The following is a 15,734-nucleotide window of genomic DNA, read 5'->3' on the forward strand; positions in this document are numbered from 1 at the left end:
GAGATGGCTATTCTGGGATTACAGGGCGTGCGCGGGGGGACTGGCGTCACGTCCATTACGGCTGCACTCGCCTGGGCGCTGCAATTGCTCGGTGAAACGGTGCTGGCGATCGACGCCAGCCCGGATAATATGCTGCGCTTTTTTTTCAATACCGATGTCCATCATCAGGACGGCTGGGCGCGGGCGCTGCTCGACGGCCGGGACTGGCGCGACGCGGGTCTGCGCTATACGCAACATATCGATCTGCTGCCGTTTGGCCAGCTCAGCGCCGGCGAAAGAGAAAATGCTGACCAGCTGCAGCCCGCGCTGGGGGCGATGGCGGAGGCTGTGCAGCAGCTGCAGAGCCAGTACCGCTGGCTGCTGCTGGATCTGCCGAACGGTTATTCGCCATTAACCCGCGAGCTGCTGACGCTGTGCGATCGCACACTGGTGGTGGTTCATCCCGACGCCAATAGCCATATCCGTCTACACCAGCAGCCCCTCCCGGCCAACAGCGACATTCTGATTAACGATCTGCGGGTCGGCAGCCAGCTACAGGAAGATCTCTACCAGCTGTGGCTGGAGAGCCAGCCGCGCATCCTGCCGGTGACGATTCACCGCGACGAGGCGATGGCCGAGTGCCTGGCGGCGAAACAGCCTCTTGGGGAGTATCGTCAGGACTCCCTGGCGGCGGAAGAGGTGCTGACCCTGGCGAACTGGTGCCTGATCCACTATTCCGGCGGGAGGCCGGCATGATCCGCCTCAGCACGCTGCTGCTGGCTCCGCCGGTGGGGGAACGGCTGCGCGCGCGCTATGACGACTATCGGCAGCACGGGGCCTCCTGGCTTTCGGCGTCGCTTGGCTGTCTGTGGGCGTCGCTGGTCTGGGCGCTGATGCCGCTGGAGACGCCGCGCTGGCAGGCGATTCTGGCCCACCATGAAACCTATTTTCCCCATATTAATCCGCATCGCCCGCGTCCGCTGGATCCGCTGCGCTACCTGCTGCAATCCCTGTGGTTGCTGGCGACGCGCGTGCCGGAGCCGGAAAAAAAGGTCAACTGGCGCTCGCTGGCGGCCCTGGAAGGGGTGCACGGTCGCTATACGCAATGGCTGGAGAAACTGCCTGAACAGGTGAACGCCCGCACCGGCCATCTGGATAAACAGAAAGAGCTGGCGCACCTTAATCCGAAGCTGCGCCGGGCAATCCTTGGGGGGGTGACCTTCTGCTCGCTGGTGCTGGCGCTAATGTGTATTACGCAGCCCTTTAACCCGCTGTCGCAGTTTATCTTCCTGATGCTGCTGTGGGGCGTGGCGCTGCTGGTGCGCCGCATCCCGGGGCGTTTCTCGGCGCTGATGCTTATCGTGCTGTCGCTGACGGTGTCGTGCCGCTATATCTGGTGGCGCTACACCTCGACGCTGAACTGGAACGACCCGGTAAGCCTGGTGTGCGGGATCATTCTGCTGTTCGCAGAGACCTACGCCTGGGTGGTGCTGGTGCTGGGCTACTTCCAGGTGGTCTGGCCGCTGAACCGCCAGCCGGTGCCGCTGCCGGAGGATATGGATCTGTGGCCAACCGTGGACATCTTCGTCCCCACCTATAACGAAGATCTCAACGTGGTGAAAAACACTATTTACGCCTCGCAGGGCATCGACTGGCCGAAGGACAAGCTGAACATCTGGATCCTCGACGACGGCGGACGGGAAGCGTTTCGCCAGTTTGCCAAAGATGTCGGGGTGCACTATATCGCCCGTACCAGCCACGAGCACGCCAAGGCCGGTAACATCAACAATGCGCTGAAATACGCCAAAGGGGAGTTCGTCTCGATCTTTGACTGCGACCATGTGCCGACGCGCTCGTTTCTGCAGATGACCATGGGCTGGTTCCTGAAAGAGAAAGAGCTGGCGATGATGCAGACCCCGCACCACTTCTTCTCGCCCGATCCCTTTGAGCGCAACCTTGGCCGCTTTCGCAAAACGCCGAACGAAGGGACGTTGTTCTACGGCCTGGTGCAGGACGGGAACGACATGTGGGACGCCACCTTCTTCTGCGGCTCCTGCGCCGTTATCCGTCGCGGCCCGCTGGATGAGATTGGCGGGATAGCCGTCGAAACGGTAACCGAAGATGCCCATACCTCTCTGCGTCTGCACCGGCGGGGACACACCTCAGCCTATATGCGGATCCCGCAGGCGGCGGGGCTGGCGACGGAGAGTTTGTCCGCGCATATCGGCCAGCGCATCCGCTGGGCGCGCGGGATGGTGCAGATTTTCCGGCTCGATAACCCGCTGTTTGGCAAAGGCCTGAAGCTGGCGCAGCGCGTCTGCTACGCCAACGCCATGCTCCACTTCCTCTCCGGTATTCCGCGCCTCATCTTCCTCACGGCGCCGCTGGCCTTTTTGCTGCTCCATGCCTATATCATTTATGCGCCCGCGCTGATGATCGCGCTGTTCGTGCTGCCGCACATGATCCACGCCAGCCTGACCAACTCGAAGATTCAGGGCAAATACCGCCATTCGTTCTGGAGTGAAATCTACGAGACGGTGCTGGCCTGGTATATCGCGCCGCCCACCTTTGTGGCGCTGATTAACCCGCATAAAGGTAAGTTCAACGTCACCGCGAAGGGCGGGCTGGTGGAAGAAGAGTATGTCGACTGGGTGATCTCCCGGCCCTATATCTACCTTGTACTGCTCAATCTGGTCGGCGTCGCGGTGGGGATCTGGCGATTTATGTATGGCCCGGAAAACGAAATTCTCACCGTCTGGGTGAGTATTGTCTGGGTGTTCTACAACCTGATTATTCTTGGCGGCGCGGTGGCGGTCTCGGTCGAAAGCAAGCAGGTTCGCCGTTCGCATCGTGTCGAAATGAGCATGCCGGCGGCGATTGCCCGCGAAGATGGCCATCTGTTCTCCTGCACGGTTCACGACTATTCCGACGGCGGGCTGGGGATCAAAATTCACGGCGACGCGCAGGTGCTGGAAGGCCAGAACGCCAGGCTGTTGCTCAAACGAGGACAGCAGGAGTATGCCTTCCCGGTAAGGGTCGCGCGGGTCAACGGCAGCGAGGTGGGGCTCCAGCTACTGCCGTTGACCAACCAACAGCATATCGATTTTGTGCAGTGTACGTTTGCCCGCGCTGATACGTGGGCGCTTTGGCAGGATAGCTTCCCGGAAGACAAGCCGATGGAAAGCCTGCTGGATATCCTCAAGCTGGGCTTCCGTGGCTATCGTCACCTGGCGGAGTTTTCGCCGCCGTCGGTGAAGGTGGTTTTCCGCGCGCTCACTTCGCTGGTGGCCTGGATAGTGTCGTTTGTACCCCGACGCCCTGAACGCGCCGCGCCGACGCTCTCCGCAGACCCGGCAATGGCTCAACAATGATGATAATGCGATGAAAAGAAAACTTTCCTGGATGTGTGCAGTAGCGGTGGGCATGTGCAGCTGGTATCCGCTGGCCTCTTATGCGGCGCCGGCCGTCGTGGCGAACGCCGCCCCTGGCGTTCAGCCGCAGGTAGCGACCCCGGGCGCGCCGATCGTGGTGGGCGAGCCAACGGCGGCCCTTGCCGAACCGACCGCCCCGGCGGCGGTGGCCGAGAACGTCCCGCAGCGGGAGGTGAAGCTGACTTTTGCCACCATCGCGCCGCCGCCCGGCAGCATCGTGCTGCGAGGCTCACGGCCTGACGCGTCGGTCGAATTCGGCATGCGCAGCGATGAGCTGGTCGCCAACGCGCTGCTCAACCTGGAATACACCCCATCGCCTTCGCTGCTGCCCGTGCAGTCGCAGCTGAAAGTCTATCTCAACGATGAGCTGATGGGCGTCCTGCCCGTGACCAAAGAGCAGCTGGGGAAAAAGATCCGCGCGCAGTTGCCGATTGACCCGCTGTACATCACCGACTTCAACCGCGTACGGCTGGAGTTTGTCGGTCACTACCGCGATGTCTGCGAAAACCCCGCCAGCAGCACGCTGTGGCTGGACGTCGGGCGCGAAAGCTATCTGGATCTCACCTACCAGTCGCTGAAGGTGCATAACGATCTGTCACACTTCCCGGTGCCGTTCTACGATCCGCGCGATAACCGCCCGCTGACGCTACCGATGATTTTCCCGGGCTCGCCAGCGGTGGCCCAGCAGCAGGCGGCGGCGATTGTCGCCTCCTGGTTCGGCAGCAAGGCCGGCTGGCGCGGCCAGCAGTTCCCGGTCTATTTCAACGAACTGCCGGATCGTAACGCCATTGTCTTCGCCACCAACGACAAGCGCCCGGACTTCCTGCGCGATCATCCGCCGGTCAAGGCGCCGACCATCGAAATGATCGACAACCCGAACGATCCTTACGTCAAGCTGCTGGTAATTTTCGGCCGCGATGATAACGACCTGCTGCTGGCAGCGAAGGGGATTGCCCAGGGCAATATTCTGTTCCGCGGCAGCAGCGTCACCGTGGACGGCATCAAAACCCTGCAGCCGCGTCAGCCTTACGACGCACCGAACTGGGTGCGCACCGACCGCTCGGTCACCTTCGCTGAGCTGAAAACCTATGAGCAACAGCTGCAGTCCAGCGGGCTGGTGCCGGATGCCATCACCGTGGCGCTTAATCTGCCGCCGGATCTCTATCTGCTGCGGGCCAACGGCATCGATATGGATCTGAAATATCGCTACACCATGCCGCCGGTGAAGGACAGTTCGCGGATGGATATCAGCCTCAACGACCAGTTCCTGCAGTCGTTCAGCCTGAACAGCGCTCAGGACGTGAACAAACTGATCCTGCGCCTGCCGGTGCTGCAGGGGCTGCTGGACGGCAAATCAGAGGTCACCATCCCCGCGCTGCGTCTCGGGGCGGTCAACCAGCTGCGCTTTGACTTCCAGTACATGAACCCGATGCCGGGCGGCTCCATCGACAACTGTATTACCTTCCAGCCGGTGCAGAACCATGTGGTGATTGGCGACGATTCGACCATCGACTTCTCGAAGTATTATCACTTTATCGCCCTGCCGGACCTGCGCGTCTTCGCCAATGCGGGCTTCCCTTACAGCCGTATGGCCGACCTCTCCGACACGCTGGTGGTGGTGCCGAAAGCGCCGACCCAGGGCCAGGTGGCGACGCTGCTGCAGGCGCTGGGCGGTATCGGTTCGCAGACCGGTCTGGCGGCGATTAATCTGCAGATGACCGACGATGGCAACCAGATCAAGAACAAAGATGCGGATCTGCTGCTGATCGGCGCGATCCCGTCGTCCCTCAAGGACGACACCAAAATCAACCTGCTGGTCGAGGCGACCAAAAGCTGGGTGAAAATGCCGATGCGCCACTATGACCTGGCGAGCATTTATCCCGATGACGATGCCCGCACGCCCAATACCCGCACCGACATTACCTCTTCCGGGCCGATGGCGGCGGTGATTGGCTTCCAGTCGCCGTATAACGATCAGCGCAGCGTGGTGGCCCTGCTGGCCGACAGCCCGCGCGGTAATGAACTGCTGACCAACGCCCTCAACGACAGCGGTAAGCGGGCAGCAATGTTTGGCTCGGTAGCGGTGATCCGCGAGTCCGGCGTCAACAGTCTGCGGGTAGGGGATATCTACTACGTGGGTCATCTGCCCTGGTTCGAGCGCATCTGGTTCGCGCTCTCTAACCACCCGATACTGCTGGCGATCTTCGCCGCTATCAGTATTGTGCTGCTGGCGTGGGTGCTGTGGCGCATGCTGCGCATCATCAGTCGCCGCCGTCTTAGCCTGGATGATGAATAAACCATGATGAAAGTACTTTGTGGTGCGGTGCTCTCCGCGCTGCTGCTGGCGGCGGGCCCGGTGAGCGCCGCCTGCCAGTGGCCCGCCTGGGAGCAGTTTAAAAAAGCGTACGTCAGCCCTGAGGGACGGGTGATTGACCCCAGCGATGCGCGCAAAATCTCCACCTCGGAAGGACAGAGCTATGGCCTGTTTTTCGCCCTGGCCGCCAACGATCGCGCGGGGTTCGACAAACTGCTGACCTGGACGCAGAACAACCTGGCGGAAGGCGACCTGCGGCAACATCTGCCGGGCTGGCTGTGGGGCAAAAAGGACGATGAGCAGTGGACGTTGCTGGACAGCAACTCGGCCTCCGACTCGGATCTGTGGATAGCCTGGGCGCTGCTGGAGGCGGGCCGCCTGTGGCAGCAGCCGCAGTACACCGAGACCGGCAAAGCACTGCTGGCGCGGATTGTCGAGGAAGAGACGGTGGCGGTGCCCGGTCTTGGCACGATGCTGCTGCCGGGAAAAGTCGGTTTTGCCGATGACAGCGGCTGGCGGTTTAACCCCAGCTATCTTCCGCCGCAGCTGGCCACCTACTTTGTGCGTTTTGGCGCGCCGTGGCCTGCCCTGCGCGACAGCAACCTGCGCCTGCTGCTGGAGACCGCGCCGAAAGGCTTTACCCCGGACTGGGTGCGCTATGAGAAAGGGAAAGGCTGGCAGCTGAAAACCGAAAAGCCGCTGATCGGTAGCTATGACGCGATTCGCGTCTACCTGTGGGTGGGCATGCTCCATGATGGCGATAAGCAGAAAGCGCGCCTGCTGCAACGCTTCGCGCCGATGGCGGCGCAGACCACGGAGCAGGGGGTACCGCCGGAGAAAGTGAATATCGCCACCGGCAAAACCAGCGGCCAGGGGCCCGTGGGCTTCTCCGCGGTGATGCTACCGTTTTTACAGGACGACGAGGCCCGGTCGGTGCAACGCCAGCGCGTCGCCGATAACTATCCCGGCGCGGATGCCTACTACAGCGCAGTTCTGACGCTGTTCGGCCAGGGTTGGGATCAACACCGTTTTCGTTTCACTGCGGGTGGCGAATTACAACCTGACTGGAACCAGGAATGCGCAAGCTCTCACTAAGTTTACTCACGCTGTCCCTCGGCGTGGCGCTGCTGCCGTTAGCGCAGGCGGCGACGACGCCTGCCCAGGAGCATCTGCTGGAGCAGGTCCGCCTTGGCGAGGCCAGTAATCGTGAAGACCTGGTGCGCCAGTCGCTGTACCGCCTGGAGCTGATTGATCCCAACAACCCGGATCTGATTGCCGCGCGGATGCGCTACCTGCTGCGTCAGGGGGATGCCGCCGGGGCGCAAAAAGAGCTGGAACGACTGACGAAGCTGGCGCCGGACTCCCCGGAGCTGAAGGCGTCGCGCAATGAGATGAAAAGCAACACCGGCGAGGGCCGGCAGGCGCTGCAGCAGGCGCGACTGCTGGGCGTGGCCGGGAAGGTCGATGAAGCCATCGCCGCCTATGAACAACTGTACGGCGGGGTGCCGGATGACGTTGACGTCGCCATTGAATACTGGACGCTGGTGGCGCGCCTGCCCGCTCGCCATAGCGAAGGCGTCAGCCAGTTGAAAAAACTGAACGCCAGCGCGCCGGGCAACGTCAGCCTGCTGACTTCGCTGGCGAAGCAGATGTTTGCCGATAACAAACCGCAGGAAGGGTTTGCCTATCTGGCGGAGATGGCCCGCTCGGCCTCAGGACGCGGCATCGCCGCCGACATGTGGTTCAGTGAAGTGAAAAGCATGCCGGTGAGCAAGGCCAGCGTGCAGGCGCTGCAGCAATTTCTCCTGCAGTTTCCCACCGGCTCGGTGGCGGCGAACGCCCGCGTTCTGCTCGACCAGCAGCAGGCGCAGCTGCAGGATCCGACCTTCCGCGCCCGCTCGGAAGGGCTGGCGGCGGTCAAGTCCGGGAATGCCTCGCAGGCGGTCGCGGATCTTCAGAAAGCCGTTCAGGCCGACAGCCGCGACAGCGATGCGGTGGGCGCCCTCGGCCAGGCCTATTCCCAGCGCGGCGATCGCGCGCGGGCAGTGGCGCAGCTCAATAAAGCGATTGCCATGGACCCCGACAGCCCGAACCGCGGCAAATGGGACAGCCTGCTGCAAACCAACCGTTACTGGCTGCTGATCAAGCAGGGGGATAACGCCCTGAAAGCCGGCCAGCTTTCGCAGGCGCAGAACTATTATGCCCAGGCGCAGCGGGTCGATCGCACCGACAGTTATGCCGTGCTGGGATTGGGGGACGTCGCGGCGGCGCGCAAAGAGTCGGCAGCGGCGGAGCGCTATTACCAGCAGGCGTTGCGCCTGGATCGCGGTAATAATCTGGCGGTGCGCGGTCTGGCCAACCTCTATCGCGCCGAATCGCCGGAGAAAGCCAGCGCCTGGATCGCCGGCCTCCCTCCCGCTCAGCGGCGGAGCATCGATGATATTGAGCGCAGTCTGACCAACGACCGGCTGGAGAAACAGGCGCAGGCCCTGGAAAGTCAGGGCAACTGGGCGCAGGCGGCGGAAGTCCAGCGTCGGCGCCTGGCGCTGGATCCGGACAGCGTGTGGATAACCTACCGTCTGGCGCGCGATCTGGTTAGCGCCGGTGAACGCCAGGAGGCCGACGCGCTGATGCGGGCGATGGTCAACCGCCAGCCGCAGGATGCTGAACGGGTCTACGCCTCGGGGCTCTACCTGTCGGGAAACGACCAGGACGATCTGGCCCTGGCGCAAATCGCCGCTCTGCCGCGCAGCGCGTGGACGGATAATATTCGTGAGCTCGAAGCGCGTTTGCAAAGCGACCGGGTGCTGCGCCAGGCCAACCAGCTGCGCGACAGCGGTAACGAAGCGCAGGCGATCGCCCTTATCCAACAGCAGCCCGCCTCGGTGCGCTATGACCTGACGCTGGCCGACTGGGCGCAGCAGCGCGGCGACAGCCAGACGGCGATTGCCGACTATCAGCGGGTGCTGCGCCAGGAGGCCGACAATGGCGATGCGCGCCTCGGCCTTGCGGAAGTCTACCTGGCCGAGGGCGATAAACAGGCCGCCCGGGCGCAGGTCATGCAGTTGAAAGGCGCAGAGACCGAATCCATGAATATGCAGCGTCGGGTCGCGCTGGCGCGAGCCGGCCTTGGCGATACCGCTGATGCCCAACAGATTTTTAACCAGATTGTGCCGCAGGCGAAGGCGCAGCCGCCCTCGATGGAGAGCGCGTTGGTGCTGCGCGATGCCGCGCGCTTTGCCACCCAGACCGGGGCGCCGCAGCAGGCGCTGACGCACTACCGGGAGGCGATGGTGGCCTCCGGCATCGCCCCCGTGCAGCCGCAGAATAACGATACCTTTACGCGGCTGACGCGCAACGACAGCCAGGATGACTGGCTGAAGCGCGGGATCCGTAGCGATGCCGCCGATCTTTATCGCCAGCAGGATCTGAACGTCACCCTGGAACACGACTTCTGGGGTTCCAGCGGCACCGGCGGCTATTCCGACCTGAAGGCGCATACCACCATGCTGCAGGTGGATGCTCCGCTGGCGGATGGCCGGATGTTCTTTCGCACCGATCTGGTCAATATGGATGCCGGCAGCTTTTCCACCCACAGCGACGGGAGCTACTCGCCCAGCTGGGGCACCTGCGGGGAGATCGCCTGTACCAGCGGCAGTAAAAACCAGACCGACAGCGGGGCCAGCGTGGCGGTTGGCTGGAAGAATGACACCTGGAGCGGCGATATCGGCACCACCCCGATGGGCTTCAATGTCGTCGATGTGGTGGGGGGGCTGAGCTACAGCAGCGACGTCGGGCCGGTGGGGTACACGGTCAACGTCCACCGGCGCCCCATCTCCAGCTCGCTGCTCTCCTTTGGCGGGCAGAAAGACAGCAGCAGCCATACCGGCACCACCTGGGGCGGCGTCCGCGCCGACGGCGGCGGCCTGAGCCTCAGTTATGACCGGGGCGAAGCGCACGGCATCTGGTCCTCGCTGGGGGCCGATTCGCTGACCGGTAAAAACGTGGCGGATAACTGGCGCGTGCGCTGGATGACCGGGTACTACTACAAGGTCATCAACGAGAATAATCGTCGCGTCACCGTCGGCCTCAACAATATGATCTGGCACTACGACAAAGATCTCAGCGGTTACACCCTCGGCCAGGGCGGCTATTACAGCCCGCAGGAGTATCTCTCATTCGCCGTGCCGGTGACCTGGCGTCAGCGTACCGAGAACTGGTCCTGGGAGCTCGGCGGGTCGGTGTCATGGTCCCATTCGCGCACCCAGACGCAAGCCCGTTATCCGCTGCTGAACCTGATCCCGTCCGACTACCGCCAGCGCGCCAGCGAGCTGACGGAGGAGGGGAGCAGCAGTCAGGGATTCGGTTACACCGCCAGAGCGCTGGTGGAGCGGCGGGTGACCAGCAACTGGTTCGTCGGCGCCGCGGTCGATATTCAGCAGGCGAAGGATTACACCCCGAGCCATGCGCTGCTTTACGTCCGCTACTCGGCGGCCGGCTGGCAGGGGGATCTGGATATGCCGCCCCAGCCGCTGGTGCCCTACGCCGACTGGTAGCAGAATAGGCTGAATTACGTCACAGAGCGCCACTCCACGACGCGCTTCGCGTATACTCGTGAGGCATTGCCCACCGTCGGCCGCCGGGGCGATTTCCCCGGCGTCTGCGCCACCGCGCGGAAATATCCCGTCACTTCATCCCTCGCGGGCGTGGGCGAAGGATTTGAGTATATAATCAGCCTGAAACGACCGGCATTGAAGGATTGATACCGGGTATGCATTCAGTATCAGTGGAGAACACCGTTGCGCGTCAGCCGTTCACTTACAATCAAACAGATGGCGATGGTCGCGAGCGTGTCCATGGCCTTTGTATTGGTTTTTTGCACTATTTTGCTGTTTCACTTTGTGCAACAGAGTCGCTTTACCACGGCCACGCAGTTAGAAAGTATCGCGCGATCCGTTCGCGAACCGCTGTCTGCGGCTATTCTGAAAGCCGATATTCCGGAAGCGGAAGCCATTTTAAGCCGTATCCAGCCTGCTGGCATCGTCAGCCGGGCGGATGTGGTGTTGCCGAACCAGTTCCAGGCGCTGCGGATGCGATTTATCCCCGAGCGGCCGGTGCCGGTGACCATCACCCGGCTGTTTGAGCTGCCGGTGCAGATTTCGCTGCCTATTTATTCACTGGAACGGCCGGCTAATCCCCAGCCGCTGGCCTATCTGGTGCTGCAGGCGGATTCATACCGCATGTATAAATTCGTCATGAGCGCCCTTGCTACGTTAGTGACGGCTTACTTACTTTTGGTGCTGATGCTGACGGTGGCGCTTACCTGGTGCATCAACCGGCTGATGGTGCGCCCCCTGCGGCGTATCGCCCGCGAGCTGAACGATCTCTCCCAGCAGGATCGTCTCGGCCATCAGCTAACGCTCCCGCGCCTGCACCATGACGACGAGATCGGTATGCTGGTGCGCAGCTATAACCGCAACCAGCAGAGCCTGGTGCGCCAGCATGATGAACTGTCCATCCAGTCGACCCGCTTCCCGGTCTCAGAGCTGCCGAATAAAGCCTTTTTGCTGGCGATGCTGGAGCAGACGGTGGCCCGCCCCCAGAGCGCCGCGCTAATCGTCGTCGCCTGCGAAACCCTGCAGGATGCCGCCGGGGTCCTCAAGGAGAGCCAGCGCGAAATGCTGCTCCTGACGCTGGTGGAGAAGCTGCGAGCCGCCATTCCGCCGCAAATGGTGCTGGCTCAGGTGAGCGGGTATGACTTCGCGATTCTCGCCGATGGCCTTGCCGAACCGTGGCAGGCGGTGACGTTAAGTAAGCAAGTGCTCACTATTATTAATGAGCGTTTGCCGCTGCATGGGCTGCAGCTGCGGCCCTACGCCAGCGTCGGGATCGCCATGTTCCACGCCGGGCTCAGCGCCGAGCAGTTTTACCGGCGCGCGGTGTCGGCTGCCGTCACCGCACGACGTAAAGGCAAAAACCAGATTGAGTTCTTCGATCCCGAGCAGATGGAAAAGGCTCAGCGCCGTCTGATGGAAGAGCACGACATTATTACCGCCCTCGACAACCAGCAGTTCGCTATCTGGCTGCAGCCGCAGGTGGCCTGCGCCAGCGGCGAGATCTGCGGCGCCGAAGTGCTGCTGCGCCAGCGGCAGGCGGATGGCAGCTGGTCGCTACCGCCGTCGCTGATTGAGCGCATTGAGTCCTGCGGGCTGATTATCCCGGTCGGCTACTGGGTGATGGAAGAGGCCTGCCGCCAGCTGGCGGCCTGGCAAAGCCAGGGGATTATGCTGCCGCTGTCGGTCAATGTTTCCCTGCTCCAGCTGCTGGAACACGACCGTGGCGAGGAGATGCTAAAGCTGATCGCCCGCTACCGTATCGCCCCTGGCACCCTCATCCTCGAGGTGACGGAGAGCTGCCGGATGGACGATCCGCAGGATGTGATGGCGCGGTTGCGACCGCTGCGCGAGGCCGGGGTACAGATTGCGCTGGATGATTTTGGCATGGGTTATGCCGGGTTGCACCAGCTGCAGCAGATGAAAGCTCTGCCGGTGGATATTCTGAAAATCGATAAAGTATTCATCGATATGCTGCCGGAGGATGTCAGCATGGTGCCGGCGATGATCCAGCTCGCGCGCGGCCTGTCGCTGCGTATCGTGGCGGAAGGGGTGGAGAACGACGCCCAGTACCGCTGGTTGCAAGCCGCGGGCGTCGAGGTGCTCCAGGGCCATCTGTTCGGTTGCGCTTTGCCGCTGGAGGCATTCAGCGCGCGCTATCTCTCCCCGGTTCGTGAGGATGAAAATTTGTAAATGTTTTGTTGACTTGTGCGAGTCAGCTCAAAGATTTTAACAATTGCGTTGCACTTTCGGCGTTAGTTATTTCTGAAATGTTTCCAGGGTGTTATTTTTAAGCCACAGACGTCAAATATCCCTTCTTGCTCTGTGGTTATTCCCAAAGGACACCCTATGAAAACCTCTATCTTTAAAAGCCTCTATGTCCAGGTTCTGACGGCCATAGCGATCGGTATTCTGCTGGGCCATTTTTACCCGGAACTGGGCGCGCAAATGAAACCCTTCGGCGACGCCTTCGTTAAGCTGATTAAAATGGTGATTGCTCCGGTTATCTTCTGTACCGTCGTGACGGGGATCGCCGGGATGGAAAGCATGAAAGCCGTCGGCCGTACCGGGGCGGTGGCGCTGCTCTATTTCGAAGTGGTCAGCACCATCGCGCTGATTATCGGTCTGATTATCGTCAACGTGGTGCAGCCTGGCGCCGGGATGAACGTCGACCCGTCAACGCTCGATGCGAAAGCGGTGGCGGTGTACGCTGAGCAGGCGAAAGACCAGGGGGTGGTGGCCTTTTTACTGGATGTGATCCCGGGCAGCGTCATTGGCGCCTTCGCCAGCGGCAACATTCTGCAGGTGCTGCTGTTCGCCGTCCTGTTTGGTTTTGCCCTGCACCGTCTGGGCAGCAAGGGCCAGCTGATTTTCAACGTCATTGAAAGCTTCTCCCAGGTTATCTTCGGCATCATCAATATGATCATGCGCCTGGCGCCGATTGGCGCCTTCGGGGCCATGGCCTTTACCATCGGTAAATATGGCGTCGGCACCCTGGTGCAGTTGGGGCAGCTGATCATCTGCTTCTACATCACCTGTATTCTGTTCGTGGTGGTGGTGCTGGGGAGTATCGCCCGGGCTACCGGCTTCAGCATCTTCAAATTTATCCGCTATATCCGTGAGGAGCTGCTGATTGTGCTGGGAACCTCCTCGTCAGAATCAGCGCTGCCGAGAATGCTCGACAAGATGGAGAAGCTGGGCTGCCGCAAATCGGTGGTGGGCCTCGTGATCCCGACCGGCTATTCGTTCAACCTCGATGGCACCTCCATCTACCTGACGATGGCCGCGGTCTTTATCGCCCAGGCGACCAACAGCCATATGGATATTTTCCATCAGATCACCCTGCTGGTGGTGCTGCTGCTCTCCTCGAAAGGGGCGGCGGGGGTGACCGGCAGCGGCTTCATCGTGCTGGCGGCGACCATCTCCGCCGTCGGGCATTTGCCGGTGGCGGGCCTGGCGCTGATCCTCGGTATCGACCGCTTTATGTCCGAAGCCCGTGCGCTGACCAACCTGGTGGGTAACGGCGTCGCTACGGTGGTGGTGGCTAAATGGGTCAAAGAACTCGATGCCAAACAGATGGATGATGTTCTGAATAACCGTGTTCCAGCGAACAAATCGCACGAATTATCCTCTTAAATCCTCCTCTTAGGCCCGTACTCCCTTGCTGGAGTACGGGCTCCTGCGCATAATTAGAGGTCATTTCCGCTTGGCGGAAATGACACGAAATGATTATTTTGCGTTGTCATGCGACATTTTCGTCTCCGTGTGGTCTAACCGACGTATTTCACTCTCACTTTTTTTCGGCAGCCCGTCAGTGGGGTGCTGTTGTAACCAGGAATGTTCATCAGGGGTTCACATGCAGGGCACAACAATTAAACTCTTAACGGGCGGTTTGCTGATGGTAGCGGCGGCCGGTTATGTGCAGGCAGAAGCGCTCCAGCCTGATCCGGCCTGGCAACAAGGGACCTTAGCGAATGGTTTGACGTGGCAGGTGCTGGCCACGCCGCAGCGTCCCAGCGACCGTATTGAAGTCCGTCTGTCCGTGAATATTGGCTCGCTGAGCGAAAGCACTCAGCAGAGTGGTTTCAGCCGCTTTGTTCCTCGCCTGGCGTTGACGCAAAGCGGCAGCCTGCCGACGATGCAGGCGCGCTCTTTATGGCAGCAGAGTATTGACCCGAAGCGTCCTCTGCCGCCGGCCATCGTCTCCTACGATTACACAATGTTTAATCTCAGTCTGCCCAATAACCGCAACGATCTGCTGAAAGAGGCGCTGAGCTGGCTGGCGGACGCCAGCGGTAAGCTGACCATTACGCCTGAATCGATCAATCATGCGCTGCAGGGCAGCGACATGGTGGCGACGTGGCCGCTGGATACCAAAGAGGGCTGGTGGCGCTACCGCCTGAAAGGGTCCACCATGCTGGGCCATGATCCTGCCGCGCCGCTGAAGCAGCCGATAGACGTGGCGCAACTGAAAGACTTTTATCATAAATGGTACACCCCCGACGCCATGACGCTGATTGTGGTCGGTAACGTCGACAGCCGCAGCGTCGCTGAGCAAATCAGCAAAACCTTCGGCGATCTGAAGGGCAAGCGGGAAACGCCCGCGGCGGTGCCGACCTTATCGCCACTGCCTACCGTGCCGGTCAGCATCATGACCAGCGCGGTGCGTCAGGACAAACTGTCCATCATGTGGGATGCGCCCTGGCAGCCAATCCGCGACTCCGCGGCGCTGCAGCGCTACTGGCGCGACGACCTCGCCCGCGAAGCGCTGTTCTGGCACGTGCAGCAGAGCCTGAGCAAAAATAACGTGAAGGATATTGGTCTTGGCTTTGACTGCCGGGTGCTCTATCAACGCGCGCAGTGCGCGATCAACATCGAATCGCCGGGCGAGCGTCTGAACAACAACCTGAGCGTGGTCTCGCGCGAGCTGGCGAAAGTGCGGGACAACGGCCTGCCGCAGGAGGAGTTTGACGCGCTTATCGCCCAGAAAAGCCTCGAGCTGCAGAGGCTGTTTGCCACCTATGCGCGCACTGACACCGATATTCTGATGAGCCAGCGCATGCGCTCCCTGCAGAATCAGGTGGTGGATATCGCGCCGGAGCAGTATCAGAAGCTGCGCCAGGAGTTCCTCAACTCCCTGACGGTAGACATGCTGAATCAGTACCTGCGTCAGCAGCTGTCCCAGGATATGGCGCTGGTGCTACAACAGCCGAAAGGCGAACCGGAATACAACATGAAGGAGCTGCAGGCCACGTGGGAAAAACTGATGGCGCCGAATCCGGCGGCCGCGGCGGTCAGCGGCAGCGCTGATACAGTTGATGCCCACAGCGAGGCCAGCGACATCCCGCCAGGGCAGTAACTAACGCCTCTCCGGCGCGCCAGCGGCGGCCGGAGAGC

Annotated in this window: 8 protein-coding genes; all 8 read left to right on the forward strand. The window is 61.4% G+C overall.

The window, feature by feature from the left end:
• Window positions 1–3 precede the first annotated feature (3 nt).
• The gene (gene bcsQ / locus DTA24_RS01410; RefSeq protein WP_022064695.1) at window positions 4–735 is read left to right on the forward strand and encodes a cellulose biosynthesis protein BcsQ; all 732 of its coding nucleotides are present in this window, start codon (window positions 4–6) and stop codon (window positions 733–735) included.
• Window positions 732–3,350, forward strand: a complete 2,619-nt coding sequence (bcsA, locus tag DTA24_RS01415) for a UDP-forming cellulose synthase catalytic subunit (protein ID WP_012540356.1) — start codon at window positions 732–734, stop codon at window positions 3,348–3,350. Before bcsQ ends, bcsA begins: the two co-directional genes overlap by 4 nt.
• Window positions 3,351–3,360: 10 nt before the next feature.
• Window positions 3,361–5,706: a cellulose biosynthesis cyclic di-GMP-binding regulatory protein BcsB gene (gene bcsB, locus DTA24_RS01420; RefSeq protein ID WP_008806916.1), complete on the forward strand. Its 2,346-nt coding sequence runs from the start codon at window positions 3,361–3,363 to the stop codon at window positions 5,704–5,706.
• A 3-nt stretch (window positions 5,707–5,709) separates the two neighbouring features.
• The gene (gene bcsZ, locus DTA24_RS01425) at window positions 5,710–6,819 is read left to right on the forward strand and encodes a cellulose synthase complex periplasmic endoglucanase BcsZ (protein WP_023298318.1); all 1,110 of its coding nucleotides are present in this window, start codon (window positions 5,710–5,712) and stop codon (window positions 6,817–6,819) included.
• The gene (bcsC, locus tag DTA24_RS01430; RefSeq protein ID WP_080835692.1) at window positions 6,801–10,280 is read left to right on the forward strand and encodes a cellulose synthase complex outer membrane protein BcsC; all 3,480 of its coding nucleotides are present in this window, start codon (window positions 6,801–6,803) and stop codon (window positions 10,278–10,280) included. The genes bcsZ and bcsC overlap by 19 nt, the downstream gene beginning before the upstream one ends.
• 243 nt (window positions 10,281–10,523) lie before the next feature.
• The gene (gene hmsP, locus DTA24_RS01435) at window positions 10,524–12,530 is read left to right on the forward strand and encodes a biofilm formation regulator HmsP (protein ID WP_032736514.1); all 2,007 of its coding nucleotides are present in this window, start codon (window positions 10,524–10,526) and stop codon (window positions 12,528–12,530) included.
• A 156-nt stretch (window positions 12,531–12,686) separates the two neighbouring features.
• On the forward strand, window positions 12,687–13,973 hold the full coding sequence (locus DTA24_RS01440) for a dicarboxylate/amino acid:cation symporter (RefSeq protein WP_008806920.1): 1,287 nt from the start codon (window positions 12,687–12,689) through the stop codon (window positions 13,971–13,973).
• Window positions 13,974–14,193: 220 nt separating this feature from the next.
• On the forward strand, window positions 14,194–15,696 hold the full coding sequence (locus tag DTA24_RS01445; protein WP_008806921.1) for a M16 family metallopeptidase: 1,503 nt from the start codon (window positions 14,194–14,196) through the stop codon (window positions 15,694–15,696).
• Window positions 15,697–15,734 lie beyond the last annotated feature (38 nt).

It is taken from the genome of Klebsiella sp. P1CD1 (assembly GCF_003790505.1).
GTDB lineage: Bacteria > Pseudomonadota > Gammaproteobacteria > Enterobacterales > Enterobacteriaceae > Klebsiella > Klebsiella variicola.

Bases quoted from the DNA above. Each gene is read 5' to 3' on its own strand.
- bcsQ (WP_022064695.1), top strand. From the start codon at position 4: ATGGCTATTCTGGGATTACAGGGCGTGCGCGGGGGGACTGGCGTCACG.
- bcsA (WP_012540356.1), top strand. From the start codon at position 732: ATGATCCGCCTCAGCACGCTGCTGCTGGCTCCGCCGGTGGGGGAACGG.
- bcsB (WP_008806916.1), top strand. From the start codon at position 3,361: ATGAAAAGAAAACTTTCCTGGATGTGTGCAGTAGCGGTGGGCATGTGC.
- bcsZ (WP_023298318.1), top strand. From the start codon at position 5,710: ATGATGAAAGTACTTTGTGGTGCGGTGCTCTCCGCGCTGCTGCTGGCG.
- bcsC (WP_080835692.1), top strand. From the start codon at position 6,801: ATGCGCAAGCTCTCACTAAGTTTACTCACGCTGTCCCTCGGCGTGGCG.
- DTA24_RS01440 (WP_008806920.1), top strand. From the start codon at position 12,687: ATGAAAACCTCTATCTTTAAAAGCCTCTATGTCCAGGTTCTGACGGCC.
- DTA24_RS01445 (WP_008806921.1), top strand. From the start codon at position 14,194: ATGCAGGGCACAACAATTAAACTCTTAACGGGCGGTTTGCTGATGGTA.